17 protein-coding genes are annotated in these 17,603 nt (G+C 69.0%); 10 read left to right on the top strand and 7 right to left on the bottom strand.

All coding sequences use genetic code 11. From position 1 onward, the window contains the following. Nucleotides 1–45 precede the first annotated feature (45 nt). Complete coding sequence (locus ABD260_RS23915; protein WP_344236517.1) at nt 46–2,175, top strand: heavy metal translocating P-type ATPase; 2,130 nt, start codon at nt 46–48, stop codon at nt 2,173–2,175. Nucleotides 2,176–2,293: 118 nt separating this feature from the next. Here ABD260_RS23915 and ABD260_RS23920 read toward each other — a convergent pair whose 3' ends face one another. Both ABD260_RS23920 and ABD260_RS23925 read right to left on the bottom strand, forming a co-directional pair. Beyond that, nucleotides 2,294–2,911: a DUF305 domain-containing protein gene (locus ABD260_RS23920; protein ID WP_344236519.1), complete on the bottom strand. Its 618-nt coding sequence runs from the start codon at nt 2,909–2,911 to the stop codon at nt 2,294–2,296. A gap of 54 nt (nt 2,912–2,965) precedes the next feature. Continuing rightward, nucleotides 2,966–3,379: a DUF6153 family protein gene (locus ABD260_RS23925; protein WP_344236521.1), complete on the bottom strand. Its 414-nt coding sequence runs from the start codon at nt 3,377–3,379 to the stop codon at nt 2,966–2,968. A 123-nt stretch (nt 3,380–3,502) separates the two neighbouring features. On the opposite strand from ABD260_RS23925, the gene ABD260_RS23930 reads away from it, so the two are divergent. The 6 genes from ABD260_RS23930 (at nt 3,503) to ABD260_RS23955 (ending at nt 11,537) form a co-directional block, all read left to right on the top strand. Beyond that, entirely contained in the window at nt 3,503–4,849 is a 1,347-nt protein-coding gene (locus tag ABD260_RS23930) for a purine-cytosine permease family protein (RefSeq protein ID WP_344236523.1), read from the top strand. Between the two features lie 11 nt (nt 4,850–4,860). After that, the gene (locus ABD260_RS23935; RefSeq protein WP_344236525.1) at nt 4,861–6,432 is read left to right on the top strand and encodes a hydantoinase/oxoprolinase N-terminal domain-containing protein; all 1,572 of its coding nucleotides are present in this window, start codon (nt 4,861–4,863) and stop codon (nt 6,430–6,432) included. A 166-nt stretch (nt 6,433–6,598) separates the two neighbouring features. Then, on the top strand, nt 6,599–7,672 hold the full coding sequence (locus ABD260_RS23940; protein ID WP_344236527.1) for an S-methyl thiohydantoin desulfurase family protein: 1,074 nt from the start codon (nt 6,599–6,601) through the stop codon (nt 7,670–7,672). Then, nucleotides 7,669–8,784: an S-methyl thiohydantoin desulfurase family protein gene (locus tag ABD260_RS23945; RefSeq protein WP_344236529.1), complete on the top strand. Its 1,116-nt coding sequence runs from the start codon at nt 7,669–7,671 to the stop codon at nt 8,782–8,784. Before ABD260_RS23940 ends, ABD260_RS23945 begins: the two co-directional genes overlap by 4 nt. Before the next feature lie 162 nt (nt 8,785–8,946). Then, complete coding sequence (locus ABD260_RS23950; RefSeq protein WP_344236531.1) at nt 8,947–10,017, top strand: DUF917 domain-containing protein; 1,071 nt, start codon at nt 8,947–8,949, stop codon at nt 10,015–10,017. After that, nucleotides 10,014–11,537, top strand: a complete 1,524-nt coding sequence (locus ABD260_RS23955) for a PucR family transcriptional regulator (RefSeq protein WP_344236533.1) — start codon at nt 10,014–10,016, stop codon at nt 11,535–11,537. The genes ABD260_RS23950 and ABD260_RS23955 overlap by 4 nt, the downstream gene beginning before the upstream one ends. Here the strand turns inward: ABD260_RS23955 and ABD260_RS23960 are convergent. Genes ABD260_RS23960 through ABD260_RS23970 form a run of 3 tightly spaced genes read right to left on the bottom strand, consistent with a single transcriptional unit; the run spans nt 11,527 to nt 14,551 of the window. After that, nucleotides 11,527–12,489 carry an aldo/keto reductase gene (locus ABD260_RS23960; RefSeq protein ID WP_344236535.1) on the bottom strand — a complete coding sequence of 321 codons (963 nt, stop codon included), beginning with the start codon at nt 12,487–12,489 and terminating at the stop codon, nt 11,527–11,529. The two genes, ABD260_RS23955 and ABD260_RS23960, sit on opposite strands and share 11 nt — an antisense overlap. Next, a complete protein-coding gene (locus ABD260_RS23965; RefSeq protein ID WP_344236537.1) occupies nt 12,489–13,238 on the bottom strand; it encodes an SDR family NAD(P)-dependent oxidoreductase in 750 nt (249 codons plus the stop codon). The genes ABD260_RS23960 and ABD260_RS23965 overlap by 1 nt, the downstream gene beginning before the upstream one ends. Further along, nucleotides 13,235–14,551 carry an L-fuconate dehydratase gene (locus tag ABD260_RS23970; protein ID WP_344236539.1) on the bottom strand — a complete coding sequence of 439 codons (1,317 nt, stop codon included), beginning with the start codon at nt 14,549–14,551 and terminating at the stop codon, nt 13,235–13,237. Before ABD260_RS23970 ends, ABD260_RS23965 begins: the two co-directional genes overlap by 4 nt. 173 nt (nt 14,552–14,724) lie before the next feature. Here ABD260_RS23970 and folP point away from each other — a divergent pair, with 173 nt between their 5' ends. From folP to ABD260_RS23985, 3 genes are read left to right on the top strand one after another with little or no spacing between them, the layout of a single operon-like run. Next, nucleotides 14,725–15,537, top strand: coding sequence for a dihydropteroate synthase (gene folP, locus ABD260_RS23975; protein WP_344236741.1), 813 nt, complete (start codon nt 14,725–14,727; stop codon nt 15,535–15,537). Then, nucleotides 15,537–16,262, top strand: a complete 726-nt coding sequence (locus ABD260_RS23980; protein WP_344236541.1) for a pyrimidine reductase family protein — start codon at nt 15,537–15,539, stop codon at nt 16,260–16,262. Before folP ends, ABD260_RS23980 begins: the two co-directional genes overlap by 1 nt. Next, nucleotides 16,263–16,946 (top strand): class III extradiol dioxygenase subunit B-like domain-containing protein, encoded by a 684-nt coding sequence (locus ABD260_RS23985; RefSeq protein WP_344236543.1) that lies wholly within the window; start codon nt 16,263–16,265, stop codon nt 16,944–16,946. Here ABD260_RS23985 and ABD260_RS23990 read toward each other — a convergent pair. Continuing rightward, the gene (locus ABD260_RS23990; protein ID WP_344236545.1) at nt 16,943–17,260 is read right to left on the bottom strand and encodes a hypothetical protein; all 318 of its coding nucleotides are present in this window, start codon (nt 17,258–17,260) and stop codon (nt 16,943–16,945) included. The two genes, ABD260_RS23985 and ABD260_RS23990, sit on opposite strands and share 4 nt — an antisense overlap. Then, the gene (locus tag ABD260_RS23995) at nt 17,254–17,580 is read right to left on the bottom strand and encodes a hypothetical protein (RefSeq protein WP_344236547.1); all 327 of its coding nucleotides are present in this window, start codon (nt 17,578–17,580) and stop codon (nt 17,254–17,256) included. The genes ABD260_RS23990 and ABD260_RS23995 overlap by 7 nt, the downstream gene beginning before the upstream one ends. Nucleotides 17,581–17,603: the final 23 nt, after the last annotated feature.

Here is a 17,603-nt window from a genome sequence, read left to right on the forward strand (position 1 = left end):
GTGTGGGGCTTGAATTGGATACCCCTAGGGGGTATGTTTCAGGGCATGAACGAGCACGAGGGGCATCAGCACGCCGCCGCTGAGCACGACACGCACGGCGCGGCCGCCGCGCACGAGGGGCACGCCGGTCACGGCGCGGGGCACGGTGGGCATGGCGGGCACGGGGATCATGCGGCGCAGTTCAAGGACCGCTTCTGGATCAGTTTGGTGCTGACGGTGCCGGTGCTGTTCTTCAGCGAGATGTTCGCGCATCTGCTCGGGTACATGCCGCCGGAGTTCCCAGGGTCCGGGCTGATCGCGCCGGTGCTCGGCACCGCGATCTTTCTGTACGGCGGGCAGCCGTTCCTGACCGGCGGCTGGAGTGAGCTGAAGTCACGCCGGCCAGGGATGATGCTGCTGATCTCGATGGCGATCACCGTCGCGTTCGTGGCGTCCTGGGTGACCACGCTGAAGCTCGGTGGGTTCGACCTGGACTTCTGGTGGGAGCTCGCGCTGCTGATCGTGATCATGCTGCTCGGGCACTGGCTGGAGATGCGGGCGCTCGGCGCCGCGTCCGGTGCGCTGGACGCACTTGCCGCGCTGCTGCCCGACTCCGCCGAGAAGGTCACCGACGACGGCGTGGTCGAGGTGTCATTGCAGGAGCTCCGCGCGGGTGATGTCGTACTGGTGCGCTCCGGCAGCCGCGTACCCGCCGATGGAACTGTGGTGGACGGGCAGGCCGAGGTCGACGAGTCGATGATCACCGGCGAATCGCGTCCGGTGTCCCGTGCGGCCGGCGACTCGGTCGTCGCCGGGACTGTTGCCACTGACAACGCACTGCGAGTCGAGATCACCGCGGTCGGGGACGACACCGCGCTCGCCGGGATTCAGCGGCTGGTCGCGGAGGCGCAGGCGTCGTCGTCCCGGGCACAGGCGCTGGCGGACCGGGCGGCCGCGTTCCTCTTCTACTTCGCGTCGATCTCGGGCCTGATCACCTTCGCGGTGTGGGCGATCCTGGGCAAGCTGGACGAGGCAGTCACCCGGACGGTGACCGTCCTGGTGATCGCCTGCCCGCACGCGTTGGGACTCGCGATCCCGCTGGTGATCGCGATCTCGACGGAGCGTGCGGCGAAGGCCGGCGTCCTGGTGAAGAACCGGCTGGCGCTGGAGCGGATGCGGACCATCGACGCGGTGCTGTTCGACAAGACCGGCACGCTGACCAAGGGTGAGCCGGCTGTCACCGGGATCGCCACGGTCGACGCGGTTTCGCCGGACGAACTGCTGGCGCTGGCCGCGGCGGTCGAGGCGGACAGCGAGCACCCGCTGGCCAAGGCGATCGTCCGGGCTCATGCTGCCGAGGCCGCCAGCGCGCGGGTCGGAGCGTCGGGCGCAGTTGCCGGTGGCAAGCTTGTCGCCTCCGAGTTCCGGTCGCTGACCGGCCGCGGCGTGCAGGCGGTCGTGAACGGTGCCGAGGTCGCGGTCGGCGGACCGGCGTACCTGCGGGAGAACGGCCTGACCGAGCCGGCCGCACTCGAGGCCGACGTCACCGAATGGAAGGCCCGCGGCGCCGCGGTACTGCACGTGGTTCGCGACGGGCAGGTGCTCGGTGCGGTCGCGCTGGAGGACGAGGTACGCGAGGAATCCCGGCAGGCGGTGAAGGCACTGCACGAGCGGGGTGTGAAGGTCGCGATGATCACCGGTGACGCGCGTCAGGTCGCCGACGCGGTCGCGAAGGAACTCGGCATCGACGAGGTGTTCGCGGAGGTGCTGCCGCAGGACAAGGAGGCCAAGGTGGCGGAGCTGCAAGCGCGTGGACTGAAGGTCGCGATGGTCGGCGACGGCGTGAACGACGCGCCGGCCCTGGCCCGGGCCGAGGTCGGGATCGCGATCGGCGCCGGGACCGACGTGGCGATCGAGTCCGCCGGCGTGGTGCTCGCGGCCGACGACCCGCGCGCCGTCCTCTCGGTGATCGACCTGTCCCGGGCGAGCTACCGCAAGATGTGGCAGAACCTGGTCTGGGCGACCGGGTACAACGTGATCACCGTCCCGCTCGCGGCCGGCGTCCTGGCCTTCGCCGGAGTCGTCGTCTCGCCTGCGGCCGGCGCGCTGCTGATGTCGATCTCCACGATCGTGGTCGCGCTGAACGCCCAGCTCCTCCGCCGCCTCAACCTGGCCCCGGAACGGCTGGTCAAGTAGGAGAAGGCCTGCATTTCGACAGGTAGTGCACCCGCGAGACGCTGTACGCGCGGTGAGCTTCACGCTCAGGTGCACTAGTTGGTGAGGAACACCTCCTGTCGAAATGCAGGCTTTTCACTCAGGCCGCGGGCAGCCGGCCCAGGAGCCGTTGCATAGTAGTGATTTCAGTGGTTTGAGCAGACTGGATCTTCTTGGCCAGAGCGATCGCGGCGGTGTCCTTGCCCGCCGTCTGCTCGGTCTTCGCCATCGTGATCGCGCCCTGGTGGTGCTTGATCATCATCTCGGTCCACATCCGGTCGAACATGCTGCCGGACGCCCGAGACAGGTCCTGCATCTCCTGCTCGGACATCATCCCGGTCATCGCGTGCCCGCTGTGCATCCCGGGCGTCGGCACCGGCTGACCCCAGGTCCCGAGCCAGCCGGTCAGCTGCTCGATCTCCGGCGCCTGCGCCGCCTTGATCGCGGTCGCGAGCTTCTTCACGTCAGCAGTCGTTGCCTTCCGCAACGCCTGGTCGGCCATCTCGACGGCCTGCTGGTGATGCGGAATCATCTGCGTCGCGAACGCCGCATCCGCGGCGTTGAACATGCCCGCCGCAGAGGGCTTCGCTGTGGATGAGTTGCTTGGGCTGCCGTGGTTCATCCCGGGCATCTCGTCGGAGCCACCACAGCCGGCCAAGCCGAGTACCGCGGTCAAAAGGGCAGCCGAGACCGCGGTCGTACGAAAGACGTGCGTCATCACATTCCTTGGGTGTTGTCGTGTTGGGTACGGCGGAAGTAGGCGCACGCCGGCCTATATCCGCAGTACTCCCAACGACGACAACGACGGCCCCGCGCGTGGCGGTGACCGTTCACCCAGCAGGAACCGCAGCGCGGGAGCCGCTACTCGTACGTCCCGCCAGACCAGCAGGCTGCGCAAGCCGAGGAGCAGGGCGAGAACCAGGACCAGCCCGGTCAGTACGGCCAGGCAGACGCCGCCCATGCCGTCCATCTCGTCAGCAGGCACGACCTGTACGACGTCGGGCCGGGTGTGCTGCGCCGGCATCGCCTGGTGTCCCGCGGATACGCTCATCGGAGCGCCCGGTACGGCCATCGCGGCATCGTGATGCGAGGTCAGCCCGTGCATGCCGAAGACCCCGGCGACCACGAAGAGTACGCCGAGCAGCCGGAGCAGTCGCGCTCCGCGTCCATGCAGCAAACCGGGCATCGCCACAAGACTACCGAGCAGGGCGGGTTGCACAGTCAGTACCCGCCGAGTGTGCACACTGGACGGTGAGGCCCGGGCGCAACCGTCGTACGTTCGGTGAAATCCCAGGGCTGGAGGTTTCCCATGGCCGGTTCATCTGTAGGTGCGGACGACTACGCGCTCGCCCGGGTCCCCGATTCCGCGCGGTACTCGTGGTGGTCGGTGGCGACCCAGCGGTTCGGGCAGATCTCGGCGCTCAGCCAGTTCCTGCTCGGCGCGACACTCGGGTTCGGCATGAGTTTCTGGAACGCGTTCTGGGCGCTCACGCTCGGCGCGGTGATCCTCGAACTGGTGGCGATCCTGATCGGCGTCATCGGCGCCCGCGAGGGTCTGCAGACCTCGGTGATCGCGCGCTGGACCGGGTTCGGGCAGGCCGGGTCGTCGCTGATCGGGCTGGCGATCGGGATCAGCCTGATCGGCTGGTTCGGGATTCAGTCGGCGGTGTCGGCGGCCGGTCTGAGCCAGCTGATCGGCGTGCTGCCGACCTGGGGCTGGTCGCTCGTCTTCGGCCTCGCGGTGACGCTGGTCGTGTTGCGCGGCTTCCACTCGATGGCCTGGGTCGCGTACGTGACCGTACCGGCCTTCTTGCTCCTGGTCGGCTGGTCGATCATCAAGGAGCTGAACAACCACAGCCTCGGCTCGCTGGTGAACGCGGCCCCGGCCGGCCCGCACCTGAGCCTGCTCGCGGGTACGACATTGGTGGCCGGCGGGTTCATCGTCGGTGCCGTGATCACGCCGGACATGACCCGCTTCAACCGTTCCGTCGGCGATGTCGTCAAGCAGACCCTGCTCGGCATCACGCTCGGCGAGTACGTGATCGGGCTGGTCGGGGTGCTGCTCGCGCATGCCATTGGTTCGGCCAACGTGATCACGATCGTCACCTCGTCGGTCGGCTGGGTCGGCACGCTGGTGATCATCCTCGGCACGATCAAGATCAACGACTGGAACCTCTACAGCTCCGGCCTCGGCGTGGTGAACTTCATCGGTACCGTCTTCGGCCGCCGGGTCAACCGGGCCGTCGTCACGCTGGTGGTCGGCGTGCTGGGCAGTGTGCTCGCGGCCGGCGGGATCCTGGACAAGTTCACCGAGTTCCTGACCGTACTGGGCGTCGCGTTCCCGCCGATCGCCGGAATCATGGTCGCCGAGTACTTCGTGGTGAAGCGCTGGCGCCCCGAGCTGGAGGCGACCCGGGAAGCCGGCGCGCTGCCCGCGACCGCGCCGACCTGGGTCCCGGCCACGATCGTGATTTGGATCGGCGCCGCCCTGATCGGCAAGTACGTGACCTGGGGCCTGCCCAGCATCAACTCGCTCGTCGTCGGCTTCGCCGCGTACGTGGTGGCCGGCAAGCTCGGCTTGATCCGCGGCATCGGCACCAGCCGGACGATGGAGAGCGAGACCCCCGACGTGAACGCCGTACCCGCGACCAGCTGAGAGGACATTCCATGCGTATCGGCATCGATGTCGGTGGCACCAACACCGACGCCGTGCTGCTCGACGGCACCGGCACCGAGGTACGGGTGCTGGCCGCGAACAAGTCGGCGACCAGTGCGGACGTGACCGCCGGGATCATCGACACCCTGGACCGGCTGCAGGCGGAGCGATCCTTCGACCCGGCCCAGGTCCAGGCCGTGATGATCGGCACCACGCACTTCATCAACGCGCTGGTCGAGGCCCGGCGGCTGGCGCCGACGGCCGCGCTCCGGCTCGGCCTGCCCGCGACGGCTTCGCTGCCGCCGCTGGTGGACTGGCCGGAGCAGCTGGTCGGCGCGATCAGCGGGCGCAGCTACCTGGCGCACGGCGGTCACGAGTTCGACGGCCGGCACATCGCCGAGCTGGACGAAGACGAACTGCGCCGGCATGCGGCCGACATGGTCGCGCATGGTGTCCGATCGGTCGCGATCTCGTCGGTGTTCTCGCCGGTCAGCAACGAGTTCGAGCTGCGGGCGGCGGAGATCTTGCGCGGCGAGCTCGGTGACGAGGTGGCGATCTCGTTGTCGCACGAGATCGGGCGGATCGGACTGCTGGAGCGAGAGAACGCGACCATCATCAACGCGGCGCTGCGCGAGTTGGCCGCGAGTATCGTCGACGGCCTGTCCGGGGCCGTGGCCGGTCACGGGATCTCCGCGCCGCTGTACCTGAGCCAGAACGACGGCACCTTGATGGATGTGGATTTCGCCCGGCGGTATCCGGTCGCCACGTTCGCGTCCGGGCCGACGAACTCGATGCGTGGGGCGGCGTTGCTGTCTGGGTTGGATACGTGCGCGGTGGTCGATGTGGGCGGTACGACCAGCGATGTCGGCGTACTGACGCATGGTTTTCCGCGGGAGGCGACGACCGAGGTGGACGTGGCCGGCGTACGCACGAACTTCCGGATGCCCGATGTGCTGAGCATCGGGATCGGGGGTGGAAGTTTGGTTGCCTCGGACAATGACCTGGTGACGGTCGGGCCGCGGTCCGTCGGCTATCGGCTGACTGAGGAGGCGCTGGTTTTCGGTGGTGGGACGCTGACCGCCACGGATATCGCGGTGGCGGCCGGGCGGGCTGAGATCGGTTCTCCGGCGGCGGTGGCTGAGCTTGATCCGACGTTGGTGAAGGCGGCGCTGGCTCGGGTCGCGGCGGACATCGCGGACGCGGTGGAGCGGATGCGGACGTCGCCGGATCCGCTGCCGGTGGTGGCGGTCGGCGGTGGGTCGATCCTGCTGCCGGACGATCTGCCGGGAAGTCTCGCGGTGCACCGGCCGGAGAACTTCGCGGTCGCGAACGCGATCGGTGCCGCGATCGCACAGGTCGGCGGCGAGGTCGACCGGGTGTACGCGATCGACCCCGGCCGGCGTGACGCGGTCGTGGACGAGGCCCGCCAGGAAGCAGTCGACCGCGCAATCGCCGCCGGCGCGGACCCCGCCGCGGTCCGGATCGTCGATTTCGACGAGGTCCCGATCCCCTACCTCCCCGGCAACGCAACCCGAATCCGCTGCAAAGCAGTAGGCGACCTACGACTGGGGGAAACGTCATGAGCGCGCTCGGTGCTTGCCGCGCGGCAACCTTCGGTGCTTGCGGCGCGACCTTCGCGGATCTGCAGCCCATCACAATCGCCCGCCGAGCAGCCGCCCACGCGGGGCCGCCGGTGATTCCGCCGATTGCGATGGCCTGCGCATCCGCAGCGGGGGTGGAGTGGACGTGATGAAGCTTCGGGTGGAGGAGTTGGGGGCGTTGGCTCGGGGGGCGGCTGTATTGGGGACTGGTGGGGGTGGTGACCCGCACATCGGGCGGCTGTTGGCGCGGCAGGCGTTGAAGGAGCATGGGGCGGTGGAGGTTGTTGCTGTCGGCGACCTTCCGGATGACGCGTGTGTGTTGCCGGTGGCGATGATGGGTGCGCCGACGGTGATGGTGGAGAAGCTGCCGTCTGCCGATCAGATCTCGATCGCGGTGCAGACGCTGGCGAAGTACGTCGGGAAGACGCCGACCCATCTCGCCTGTATCGAGGCCGGCGGCGTGAACTCGACCGTACCGGTGATCGCCGCCGCGCAGCTCGGCCTGCCGCTGGTGGACGGTGACGGCATGGGCCGCGCGTTCCCCGAGCTGCAGATGGTGCTGCCGACGCTCGCCGGGATCGAGGCGACGCCGATGGCGATTGTCGACGAGAAGGGCAACCGCGGCGTCTTCGACACGGTCACCAACGAATGGGCCGAACGGCTGGCGCGCTCGGCGACGGTCGACATGGGTTGCTCCGCGATCGTTTCGCTGTACGCGATGACCGGCGCCGAGGTCCGCGAGTCCTTTGTGGCTGGGACCCTCAGCAAGTGCGTGGCGATCGGTGAGGCGATCGAGCGGGCGCAGCAGTTGCACACTGATCCGGTCGCGGCGGTGGTCGACGAGCTCGGCGGACGGTTGCTGCATGTCGGCAAGGTCGTGGATGTCCAGCGGCGTACGACGACCGGGTTCGCTCGGGGTGATGCGGCAGTGGACGGGCTGGATGCTTCGCAGGGCCGGCTGATGGTGCTGCGCTTCCAGAACGAGCATCTGGTCGCGGAGCTCGACGGTACGGCGGTCGCGACCACACCGGACCTGATCATCGTGCTCGACACCGAATCGGGTGAGCCGATCACGACCGAATCACTGCGGTACGGCCACCGGGTCAGCGTGCTCGCGGCGCCTTCGGACGAACGCTGGCACTCCCCGGCAGGCATCGACCTCGTCGGCCCACGCTACTTCGGCTACGACCTCGACCCGATCCGCGCCCTGGAGACGGTATGAGCTGGCAGCTCGGGATCGAGCACTTGCGGGATCTTGCCCGGGGTGCGGCGATTCTCGGTACCGGTGGCGGCGGGGATCCGTTGATCGGGCGGCTCCTGGTGGAGCAGGCGATCCGGGAGTACGGGCCGATCACCGTACTTGATCCCGGTGAACTGGACGACGAAGCGTTCGTGATCCCGACCGCCCAGATGGGCGCGCCGACCGTGATCGTGGAGAAGATCCCGCGCGGCAGCGAGCCGGTCGGCGCGTTGCGGGCGCTGGAGAAGCACCTCGGCCGGAAGGCCGACGCGACGATGCCGATCGAGTGCGGCGGGATCAACTCGATGATCCCGCTGCTGGTCGCGGCGCGTACCGGGTTGCCGGTGGTGGACGCGGACGGCATGGGCCGCGCGTTCCCCGAGCTGCAGATGGAGACCTTCTCGGTGTACGGCGTGCCGGGCTCGCCGATGGCGATCGCGGGCGAGCACGACGAGACCGTGGTGATCGACACCGGCGCGGACAACAAGCAGATGGAGTGGCTGGCCCGCGGGATCACGATCCGGCTCGGGGGAGTGGCGCACATCGCCGAGTACTCGATGACGGGCGCCGAGGTGAAGCGCACCGCCGTACCGCGGACGTTGTCGCTCGGGTTGTCGATCGGCCGGGCGGTCCGCGAGGCGCGCGAAGCGCATGCGGATCCGGTCGAGGCGATCCGGGCCGCGCTGGCGCCGACGTTGTACAACGAGTTGCGGGTGCTGTTCCGCGGCAAGGTGGTCGACGTCGAGCGCCGTACGGTCGAGGGGTTCGCGCGCGGGCGGGCGAAGTTCAGCTCGTACGACAGTACGTCCGAGCTTGAACTGCGCTTCCAGAACGAGAACCTGCTGGCGATTGTCGACAATCAGATCGTCTGCACGGTGCCGGACCTGATCTGCGTACTGGAGGCTGACACGGCCGACCCGATCACCACGGAGAGCCTGCGGTACGGCCAGCGGGTGACCGTGGTGGGGATCTCGACCCCTGACCTGATGCGTACGCCGGAAGCGCTCGCGGTGTTCGGACCGGCGTGCTTCGGGCTCGACGTGGAGTTCAGCCCGGTCGAACTGCGCTCCGACAACCTGGTCGCCCTGCCCTGAACCATGCTGCCCTGAACCATCCTCCCTGACCCCCGGCCCGCCGTGCTGACCCCTCCGCGGCGGGCCGGGGTTCCAACCCTCCTGGCCGGGCCCGGCCCGCTCGACTGGCCCGGTTTGGCGGATTTGGTGAGTGGTGGCGGTCAGCGGTGGCAGGATCGAGCCATGAGCACGGTCGTCCGGGAGCAGGACCTGGAGGCGCTGGTTGTCGGGGTCACGCTGCTCGGCTCCGGTGGTGGCGGCGACACGGGCGCGTTCGGGCGCATGCTCCGCCGCCGCCTCGGCTCCGGTGAGCTGCTGCTTCAGGACGCAGCCGACGTACCAGCTGTCTCGGTGAGCCCGATCGGAGTAGTCGGTGCAACCAGTGTGCTGATGGAGAAGCTGCCAAGCGGTGGTGAGTTCGAGACAGCCGTACGCGCGGTCAGTCGCTGGACCGGCCAAGACGTCACCGGTCTGATGTCCCTGGAAGCCGGCGGCCTGAACGGCCTGACTGCACTGATCGCCGCCCTCGACCTGGGACTGCCGATGGTCGACGCCGACCTGATGGGCCGTGCACTGCCGCGACTCGACCAGTTCTCCTGGGCAGTGGCCGGCCGTTCACTGACTCCCTGTGCGCTGAGCGAGCCGAGTGGTCAGGTGATCGTGGTGGACAACGTCGACGCAACCGGACTGGAGCGAGCAGTGCGTAGCTTCGTCGCCCAGACAGGTGGCTGGGCAGTGCTGGCGCTCGCACCCACTCCGGTGCAGGCTGCGACGGCGGACGCCGTACAAGGCAGTCTGACGCGTGCACTCGCCCTGGGGCGAGCACATGCCGCACTAGCGCCAGCGGCTAACCCAGCTGCGGTAGCGGCTGGTATGGGCGGCCGGTTGCTCGGGAGCGGTCGAGTGGAAGAGGTGGCTCGGCACCTGATCACTGACGGCGGTGCGGCGTTCGGGCGGGGGAGTGTCTGCGTAGTTGACTCCGGCAACCGTTCGGTGATCCGGATCGAGACAGAGAACGAGTACCTGCTCGCACTGGTCGACGGCGATCCAGTCGCCACCACACCGGATCTCCTGTGCATCCTGGACCGCCGTACGCTGCAACCGATCGCGGTGGACATAGTGCGTACGGGCGATGAGGTGGTCGTCCTTGCACTGCCCGGTCCGACTTGGTGGCGGCGTCCGGACCGGATCGACCACGTCGCCCCACAAGCTTTCGGCCTGCCGTACCCGCCGCAGCTCTTGGAAGCATCGTGACGACGCTGGCAGCGATGCTGAGCTCGCCCGGCTGGCAGAGCGTGACCGTACTGGCCAGTGGTGATGCAGAGGTCAGTCTGAATGGCTCGCAGGTGCTGCTGGACGTCGCATCGCATCCAGACGTGATGGACAGCGAGTTGCTGGTGGTGCTGCTGGCAGCGGACCACACCGACTGGCGGATCGATGCTCTGATCAGTAGAGCGTCGGCGGCTGGTGCAAGTGCGTTGCTGCTGGCCGGAGTGGAGCCCTTGAGTCGGGGCGCTCAGCTCCTGGCAGAGCGGTTGCAACTGCCCGTACTTGGTTGTCCTGATCCGTTGGCGGCGCATGAGTACCTGCGACGGGTCACGGCCGAGCCGGAGCTAGTGCGGTCCGACCTGGTACTGCGGGCCGTGTCCGCGCTACGCCGGGCCAACGGCGACCTAGCAGCGGTACTACGGACAACGTCCTCGGTGCTAGAGCGACCTGTCACGCTGGCCGGTGCTGACGGCGGCACGTTGGCTGGTGACCCACTGGAGCCTGAGGAACGTACGGCACTGGTGCAGGTGCTTCCGAGAGTCCCAGTCGCGTGGGCGGCGCCGTACCGGGTGGATCTGCCAAGTGGTGCAGTGCTGATTGCCGTGGCAGTACTAGGGGCTGGGCCGGTGTGCTGGCTGGTGGCGCGGCTGCCCGGTGTGGTGCCCGCAGAGGTGGCGGCCGTACCGGAGGTGCTCAGCGTGGTCGCACCGGCAGTGGGGGAGCGGTTGGCGCTACGGCGGCTGGAGCTGGAGCGGGACGCGCGCCAACGTACGTCGCTACTTGGTGAACTGCTGCACGGTGAACCGTCCGAGGCGACCCGCCGCCGGGCGGTGGACCTAGGCTGGCAGCTCGACGGGTGGCACACCGGGATCCGGATCGGTGCCGACGGACAGGTGGATGTAGCAGGTCGGCAGACAGACGTGGTCGAGGCGTTCGACGCGGAAGGCCTGCGGGCAGTGGTGGTCGAGCAGGGCGACGGCTGGTCCGCGTGGATCACTGCCGCAAGCGAGCCGACCGCTACCGAAGTACAACAACAGGCAGCAGCCATCCGTCGCGTGCAGCGGCGCCTGGCGAAAACAGTCGATGCGTACGTAGGCGTAGGCCGCGTACAACCCGGACCGAGCGGGATCGCCGTCACTCTCGCCGAAGCAGGTGATGCGGCCGGACTGGCCCGCGGCCGTGCCGAAACCGGCCGCTTCCTGCACGTCGACCGGCTGGGCCTGGCCCAACTCCTACTGGCCTGGACCCGGACCGACACGTTCCAGCCGGCAGCCAAGGCCCTCCTGGCCCCCATCAAGGACCAACCGGGCGATCTGGTGACCACACTGGCCGTCTACCTCGACACGGAGTCCTCGCTAGCCGAAACAGCAGCAGTACTAGGCATCCACCGCAACACCGCCGCCGCACGCATCACCAAGATCCAGCACCTGCTAGGCGTAGACCTCACCAACCCAGACGAACGCCTGGCACTCCACCTGGCCTCGCGGACCACCGCTACGGAGTAGGCGCGTCCGCCCGCAGCAGTCCGGCCGACTTCAGATCTGCCCATAAAGCAGCAGGAATCTCAGTACGGGCCAGTGCTGCGTTCGTACGCACCTCTGACGGCGTACGGCAGCCAACCGCAATGCCCGCGACCGCCGGATGCGCCAACGGGAACGCCAGCGCGGCAGCAGGCAATGTGGTGTGGTGTGACTCGCAAACGTCAGCCAGCTTGTTCGCCTTGTCCAGCAGGGACTGCGCAGCAGGCTCGTAGTTGAACGTGGCGTCCGCGGCCGGACGTGGTTGTGACATCAGCCCGGAGTTGAACACGCCGACAGCAACCACCTGGACGTCGTTCGCCAGGCAAGCCGGCAGTACGTCATCCAGTCCATCCGGATCGATCAGCGTGTACCGGCCGGCCAGCATGATCACGTCGATGTCGATCTCCTGCACGAACCGGGTCAGCATCGCCGACTGGTTCATCCCGGAGCCGATCGCACCGATCACACCCTGCTCCCGCAACTCGATCAGCGCCGGGAACGCGGTCGCAACCGCCTCTTCGTAGTGGTCGTCCGGGTCGTGAACGAACACCACGTCCAACCGGTCGGTACCGATCCGGCGCAGTGAGTCCTCGATGCTCCGCAGTACGCCGTCGCGGCTGAAGTCCCAGCGGCGCCGGCGGGTGGTGTCGACCGCGAAGCCCTCGTCGTCGGTAGCGGCATCGGCCGCGTCGTAGATGATCCGCCCGACCTTGCTGGACAGCACGTACTCGTCGCGCGGCTTGTCCCGGAGTCCGGCGCCGAGCCGCTCCTCGGCCAGTCCGAGTCCGTAGTGCGGCGCGGTGTCGAAGTACCGCCAGCCTTCGGCCCAGGCCGCGTCCACGGTCGCGCCGGCCTCGGCGTCACTCACTGCGCCGAGCAGATTCCCCAGCGGCGCACCGCCGAGCCCGATCCGCTGTCCGTCCGGAAAGAGTCTCATCAGCGGGCCGCCGGAAGCCGCAGGTTCTGCATGCCGCCGTCGACCGCCAGCGCGGTGCCGGTGGTCGAGCCCGACAGCGGACTGGCCAGGTACGCGATCGCCTGCGCGACCTCGTCGGCCGAGACCAGCCGCCCCATCGGCTGCCGTGCTTCGAGCGCGGCGCGTTCCGCGGCCGGGTCCGCCGCGACGTCGAGCAGCCGCCCGACCCACGGCGTGTCCGCGGTGCCCGGGTTCACGCAGTTCACCCGGATGCCTTCGCGGACGTGATCAGCGGCCATCGCCATCGTCAGTGCGAGCACCGCGCCCTTGCTGGCCGAGTACAGCGCTCGGTTCGGCAGGCCGGCGGTGGCGGCGATCGAGCAGGTGTTGACGATCGCGGCGGACTCCGACTTGCGCAGGTGCGGCAGCGCGGCCCGGGTGACTCGCGCGATCCCGACCACGTTCACATCCAGTACGCGGTGCCACTCATCGTCGTCGTTCGCGGCGACCGTGCCCTGCGCGCCGATGCCGGCGTTGTTCACCACGATGTCGATCCCGCCGAGCTGCAGCGCGGCCGCGGCGACCGCGTCCCGGACCGAGCCGTCGTCGGTGACATCCGCGGCGATCCCGGTCAACGGTTCGCCCACCTCAGGCTTCAGGTCGAACACCACCACCTGGGCGCCGCGGGCCGCGAGCAGCCGCGCCGCCGCCAGTCCGATCCCCGAGGCGCCACCGGTCACCACGGCCCGCAGGCCGGCGAAATCCGTCACTTCTTGCCCTCCGTCAGGTCCGTCCAGATCTTGCCACCCGGGAACCGGAAATCGGTCAGCGTCTCGGCGTCCATCTCGGCGCCGAACCCGGGCCGTACCGGCGTCACGTAGTGCCCGTCCCGGATCACCACCGGGTCGAGGAAGTGCTCGTGCAGGTGGTCCACGTACTCGATCACCCGGTCGTCCACCGCTCCACTCACCGCGACATAGTCGAACATCGACAAGTGCTGGACCAGCTCACACAGTCCTACCCCACCAGCATGCGGGCACACCGGTACGCCGAACTTGGCCGCCAGCAGCAGGATCGCCACGTTCTCGTTGACGCCCGCGACCCGGGCCGAGTCGAGCTGCAGCACGGACAGCGAACCCGCCTGCAGCAGCTGCTTGAACACCACCCGGTTCTGTACGTGTTCGCCCGTCGCGACCCTGATCGGCGCGATGGCGCGAGCGATCGCGGCGTGGCCGAGGATGTCGTCCGGGCTGGTCGGCTCCTCCACCCACCACACGCCGTACGGCGCCAAGGCCTCGACCCAGCGGATCGCGTCCGCGACGTCCCAGCGCTGGTTCGCGTCGACGGCGATCCGGACGTCCGGCCCGACCGCCTCCCGGGCCAGTCGCATCCGGCGGATGTCGTCGTCCAGGTCGGCGCCGACCTTCAGCTTGATCTGGGTGAATCCCTCCGCGACCGCCTCGTGACAGAGCCGGACCAGTTTCGCGTCGTCGTACCCGAGCCAGCCGGGTGTGGTCGTGTACGCCGGGTAACCGCGCTCCCGGAGCAGCGCCTCCCGCTCGGCGCGCCCCGCCTTCGCCTTCCGCAGGATGTCCAGTGCCTCGTCCGGCGTGAGCGCGTCGGTCAGGTACCGGAAGTCGACCAGGTCGACGATCTGCTCCGGGGTCAGGTCGGACAGCAGTTTCCACAGCGGCACGCCGGCGCGCTTGGCGGCCAGGTCCCAGACCGCGTTCACGACCGCGCCGATGGCCATGTGCATGACGCCCTTCTCCGGGCCCAGCCAGCGCAGCTGCGAGTCGTGCACGAGCGATTTCCAGAAGCCACCGAGGTCGCTCAGCGTCGCGTCCACGTCCAGCCCGACGACATGCTCCCGGAGCGCCTCGATCGCCGCGGTCTGGACGTCGTTGCCGCGGCCGATGGTGAACGCGAACCCGTGCCCTTCCAGCCCGTCACCGGCGTCGGTGCGCAGGATCAGGTACGCCGCCGAGTAGTCCGGGTCGGTGTTCATCGCGTCGGAGCCGTCCAGGTCCAGGGAGGTGGGGAACCGGACGTCGTACGTCTCGAACTCGGTGAATCGTGGCATCGAGGACCCGATCTGCTGCGGTGGACGGGAGCGTTCGGTGGGAATCCTATAGGATATGTGCCGATGCGGCACCTGGCCCGCCGGATCCGCCCGCTACAGTCGGTCGCGTGGACGAGCATGACGGAGCCCTCCGCCTCGGCAACCGGTCGTTCGGTCCGGGTGAGTTCGCGCTGATGGCGATCATCAACCGGACACCGGACTCGTTCTTCGACCGGGGCGCGACCTACGCGACCGACGCGGCGTACGCGGCGATCGGCAAGGCGGTCGCCGACGGTGCCGATCTGGTCGACATCGGCGGCGTCAAGGCCGGGTACGGCGAACCGGTCAGTGAGGCCGAGGAGCTGCGCCGGACGGTGGACTTCGTGGCCGGCATCCGGGAGCGCCATCCGGACCTGGTGATCAGCGTCGACACGTACCGCAGCGGTGTCGCCCGACAGGTCGCCGAAGCCGGCGCGGACCTGATCAACGACACCTGGGCCGGCGCGGATCCGGACCTGGTGCACGCCGCCGCCGAGGCGGGTACGGGCCTCGTGTGCAGTCACGTCGGCGGCCTTTCACCGCGCACCGACCCGCACCGGATGGCGTACGACGACGTGGTCGCGGACGTGATCCGGACGACCACCGCGCTCGCCGATCGAGCCCTCGCGGCCGGGGTCCGGCGGGACGGGATCCTGATCGACCCGACTCACGACTTCGGCAAGAACACCCTGCAGTCGCTCGAGCTGACCCGCCGCCTCGACGAGCTGGCCGCCACCGGCTGGCCGGTGCTGGTCGCGGTGTCCAACAAGGACTTCATCGGCGAAACGCTCGAGTTGCCGCCCGGGCAGCGCGGCAACGGGACCTTGGCCGCGTTGAGCATCTCGGCCTGGCTGGGCGCGCGCGTGTTCCGCGTCCACGACGTCCCCGCGGCCCGGCAGGCGCTCGATTTCATCGCCGTACTGCGAGGCACCTCGCAGCCGGCCGGAACCCGAAGGAGCCTGGCCTGATGCGCCGACTCGAAGACCTTTCCGACGACGAACTGATCGCGGCGTACCAGGTCGGCGATCGTTCCGTACCGCATCTGCGGGCGAACTTCGTCAGCAGCCTGGACGGCGCGGTCGAGATCGACGGCAAGTCGAAGGCGCTGACGAGCGAGTCCGACAGTCGCGTGTTCAGCGTGATCCGGCGGCTGGCGGACGTCGTGCTGGTCGGCGCCGGGACGATCCGCGACGAGGGATACAACCCGCTCAAGCTGGGCAAGTCGGCACGCGCCTGGCGTACTGGCGCTGGGCTGGCCGAGAACCCGACTCTGGCGATCGTGTCGTCGCGCCTCGAACTGAGCCCGGTGAACCCGATCTTCCAGTCCGCCGTGCGGCCGATCGTCGTCACGCACGCCGCCTCGCCGCCGGACCGGCGCGAGGCGCTGGCGGAGGTTGCGGAGGTGCTGGTGCTCGGTGAGGCCGAGGTGGATCTGCGGGCCGCGGTCGACGAGTTCGCGGCGCGCGGGATGACCCAGGTCCTGTCCGAGGGCGGTCCGCACCTCCTCGGTGCTTTGACCGACGCGGACCTCGTTCAGGAGCTGTGTCTGGCGCTTGCGCCGCTGCTAGCCGGTCCGGGCGCGGGACGGATCACCGCTGGGCTGCCGACCACCCTGACCCGGCGGATGCGTCTTGAGTCCGCGCTGGCGGCAGGGGACGACTACCTGTTCTTCCGCTACCTCCGGGAGGCCTGAGTGCCCGTCGTTGCCGCCGCGGTCTGTCCGCATCCGCCGCTGATCGTGCCGGAGGTCGCCAGCGGCGCCGCTCCCGAGCTCGACGACCTCCGGGCCGCTTGCCTGGCCGCTATCGACGCCCTCGCGACCGCATCCTCGATCCTGGTCGTCGGCTCCGGCTCAAACGGTGCTTACGACGCGACAGCCGGTGGATCGTTCGGAGCGTACGGCGCGCCCGGCGTACGCGTCGGATCGGGCCCTGCCGTACTGCCCTTGTCGCTTGCTGTCGGTGCGTGGCTGCTCGAACAGAGCAAGGCCGCGCGGCTGCCGCGTACGTACCGGGCCGTGCCGATCGACGCTGCTCCGGCCGACTGCATCGCGCTCGGACAGGAGATTGCCGCGGGCAATGAACGGGTCGGTCTGCTGGTGATGGGGGACGGTTCCGCGCGGCGCAGTGAGCACTCGCCCGTACATCTGCATCCGCGTGCGGAGTTGTTCGACACCACGGTCGCGGACGCGCTGCGGCGGGGCGATGTCGCAGTACTTGAAGCGCTTGATCCGGACTTGGCCACTGAGCTGCAGGCGGCCGGGCGGGCGCCATGGCAGGTGCTGGCCGGTGCGCTAGGGGCTACTGCGTTGTCCAGTGAGGTGACGTACGAGGCGGCGCCGTACGGCGTTGGCTATCTGGTCGCCAGTTTCAGCTAGTACACCGGGACCGGTGGCCAGCGGGAGGACGTGTCGGCCAGGTCGGTGCGGCCTGCTGCGCGGAGCTGGTCTGCTAGTGCGGTACGTGCGGTGTGTACGACGGCAATCGCCTCGTCGGACGTCGCGTACGGGCCGGACCAGTTGCACACTGCGTCGCCGGCGTACCAGTCGCCCGACGCGGCTTGTCGTACATGAGCTGTGGCTAGTCGGGCAGCCGGGAGCGGTACGCCGGCTAGCTGCACTACTGCATCTACTGCGATGACGTCAGCTGTCAGGTCTCGTAGCGGCTGCAGCTCGACTGCGTCGGTCAGCACGAACTCGTACCCAGCAGGAGGGGCTCGCCCAACCAGGCGAGCGCCTCCTGTGCCGTCTCATGCAGGTGCCGTGCGTTGTCCGGATCGGCCAGGGTGTGCACACCGCACATCCGGGTGTGCGTGGGCCGGAGCTCGTTCTGCCACAGGCGCACCTGCAGCTCGTCCCGGCCGGACAACCGCCGGCCGAGGATCCGCGCCAGCCCGATGACGTCGAAGTTCAACTCGTCGACGGTCCGCTTCCGGCCCGGCGCCGCTTCCTCACCAGGTCGCAGCCCACGGGTCGTCCACGGACCGACATGCCACCGTGCGAGCGCCGTCATACCGGCACCCTAACGCGGCGACC

It is taken from the genome of Kribbella hippodromi (genome assembly GCF_039531045.1).
GTDB lineage: Bacteria > Actinomycetota > Actinomycetes > Propionibacteriales > Kribbellaceae > Kribbella > Kribbella hippodromi.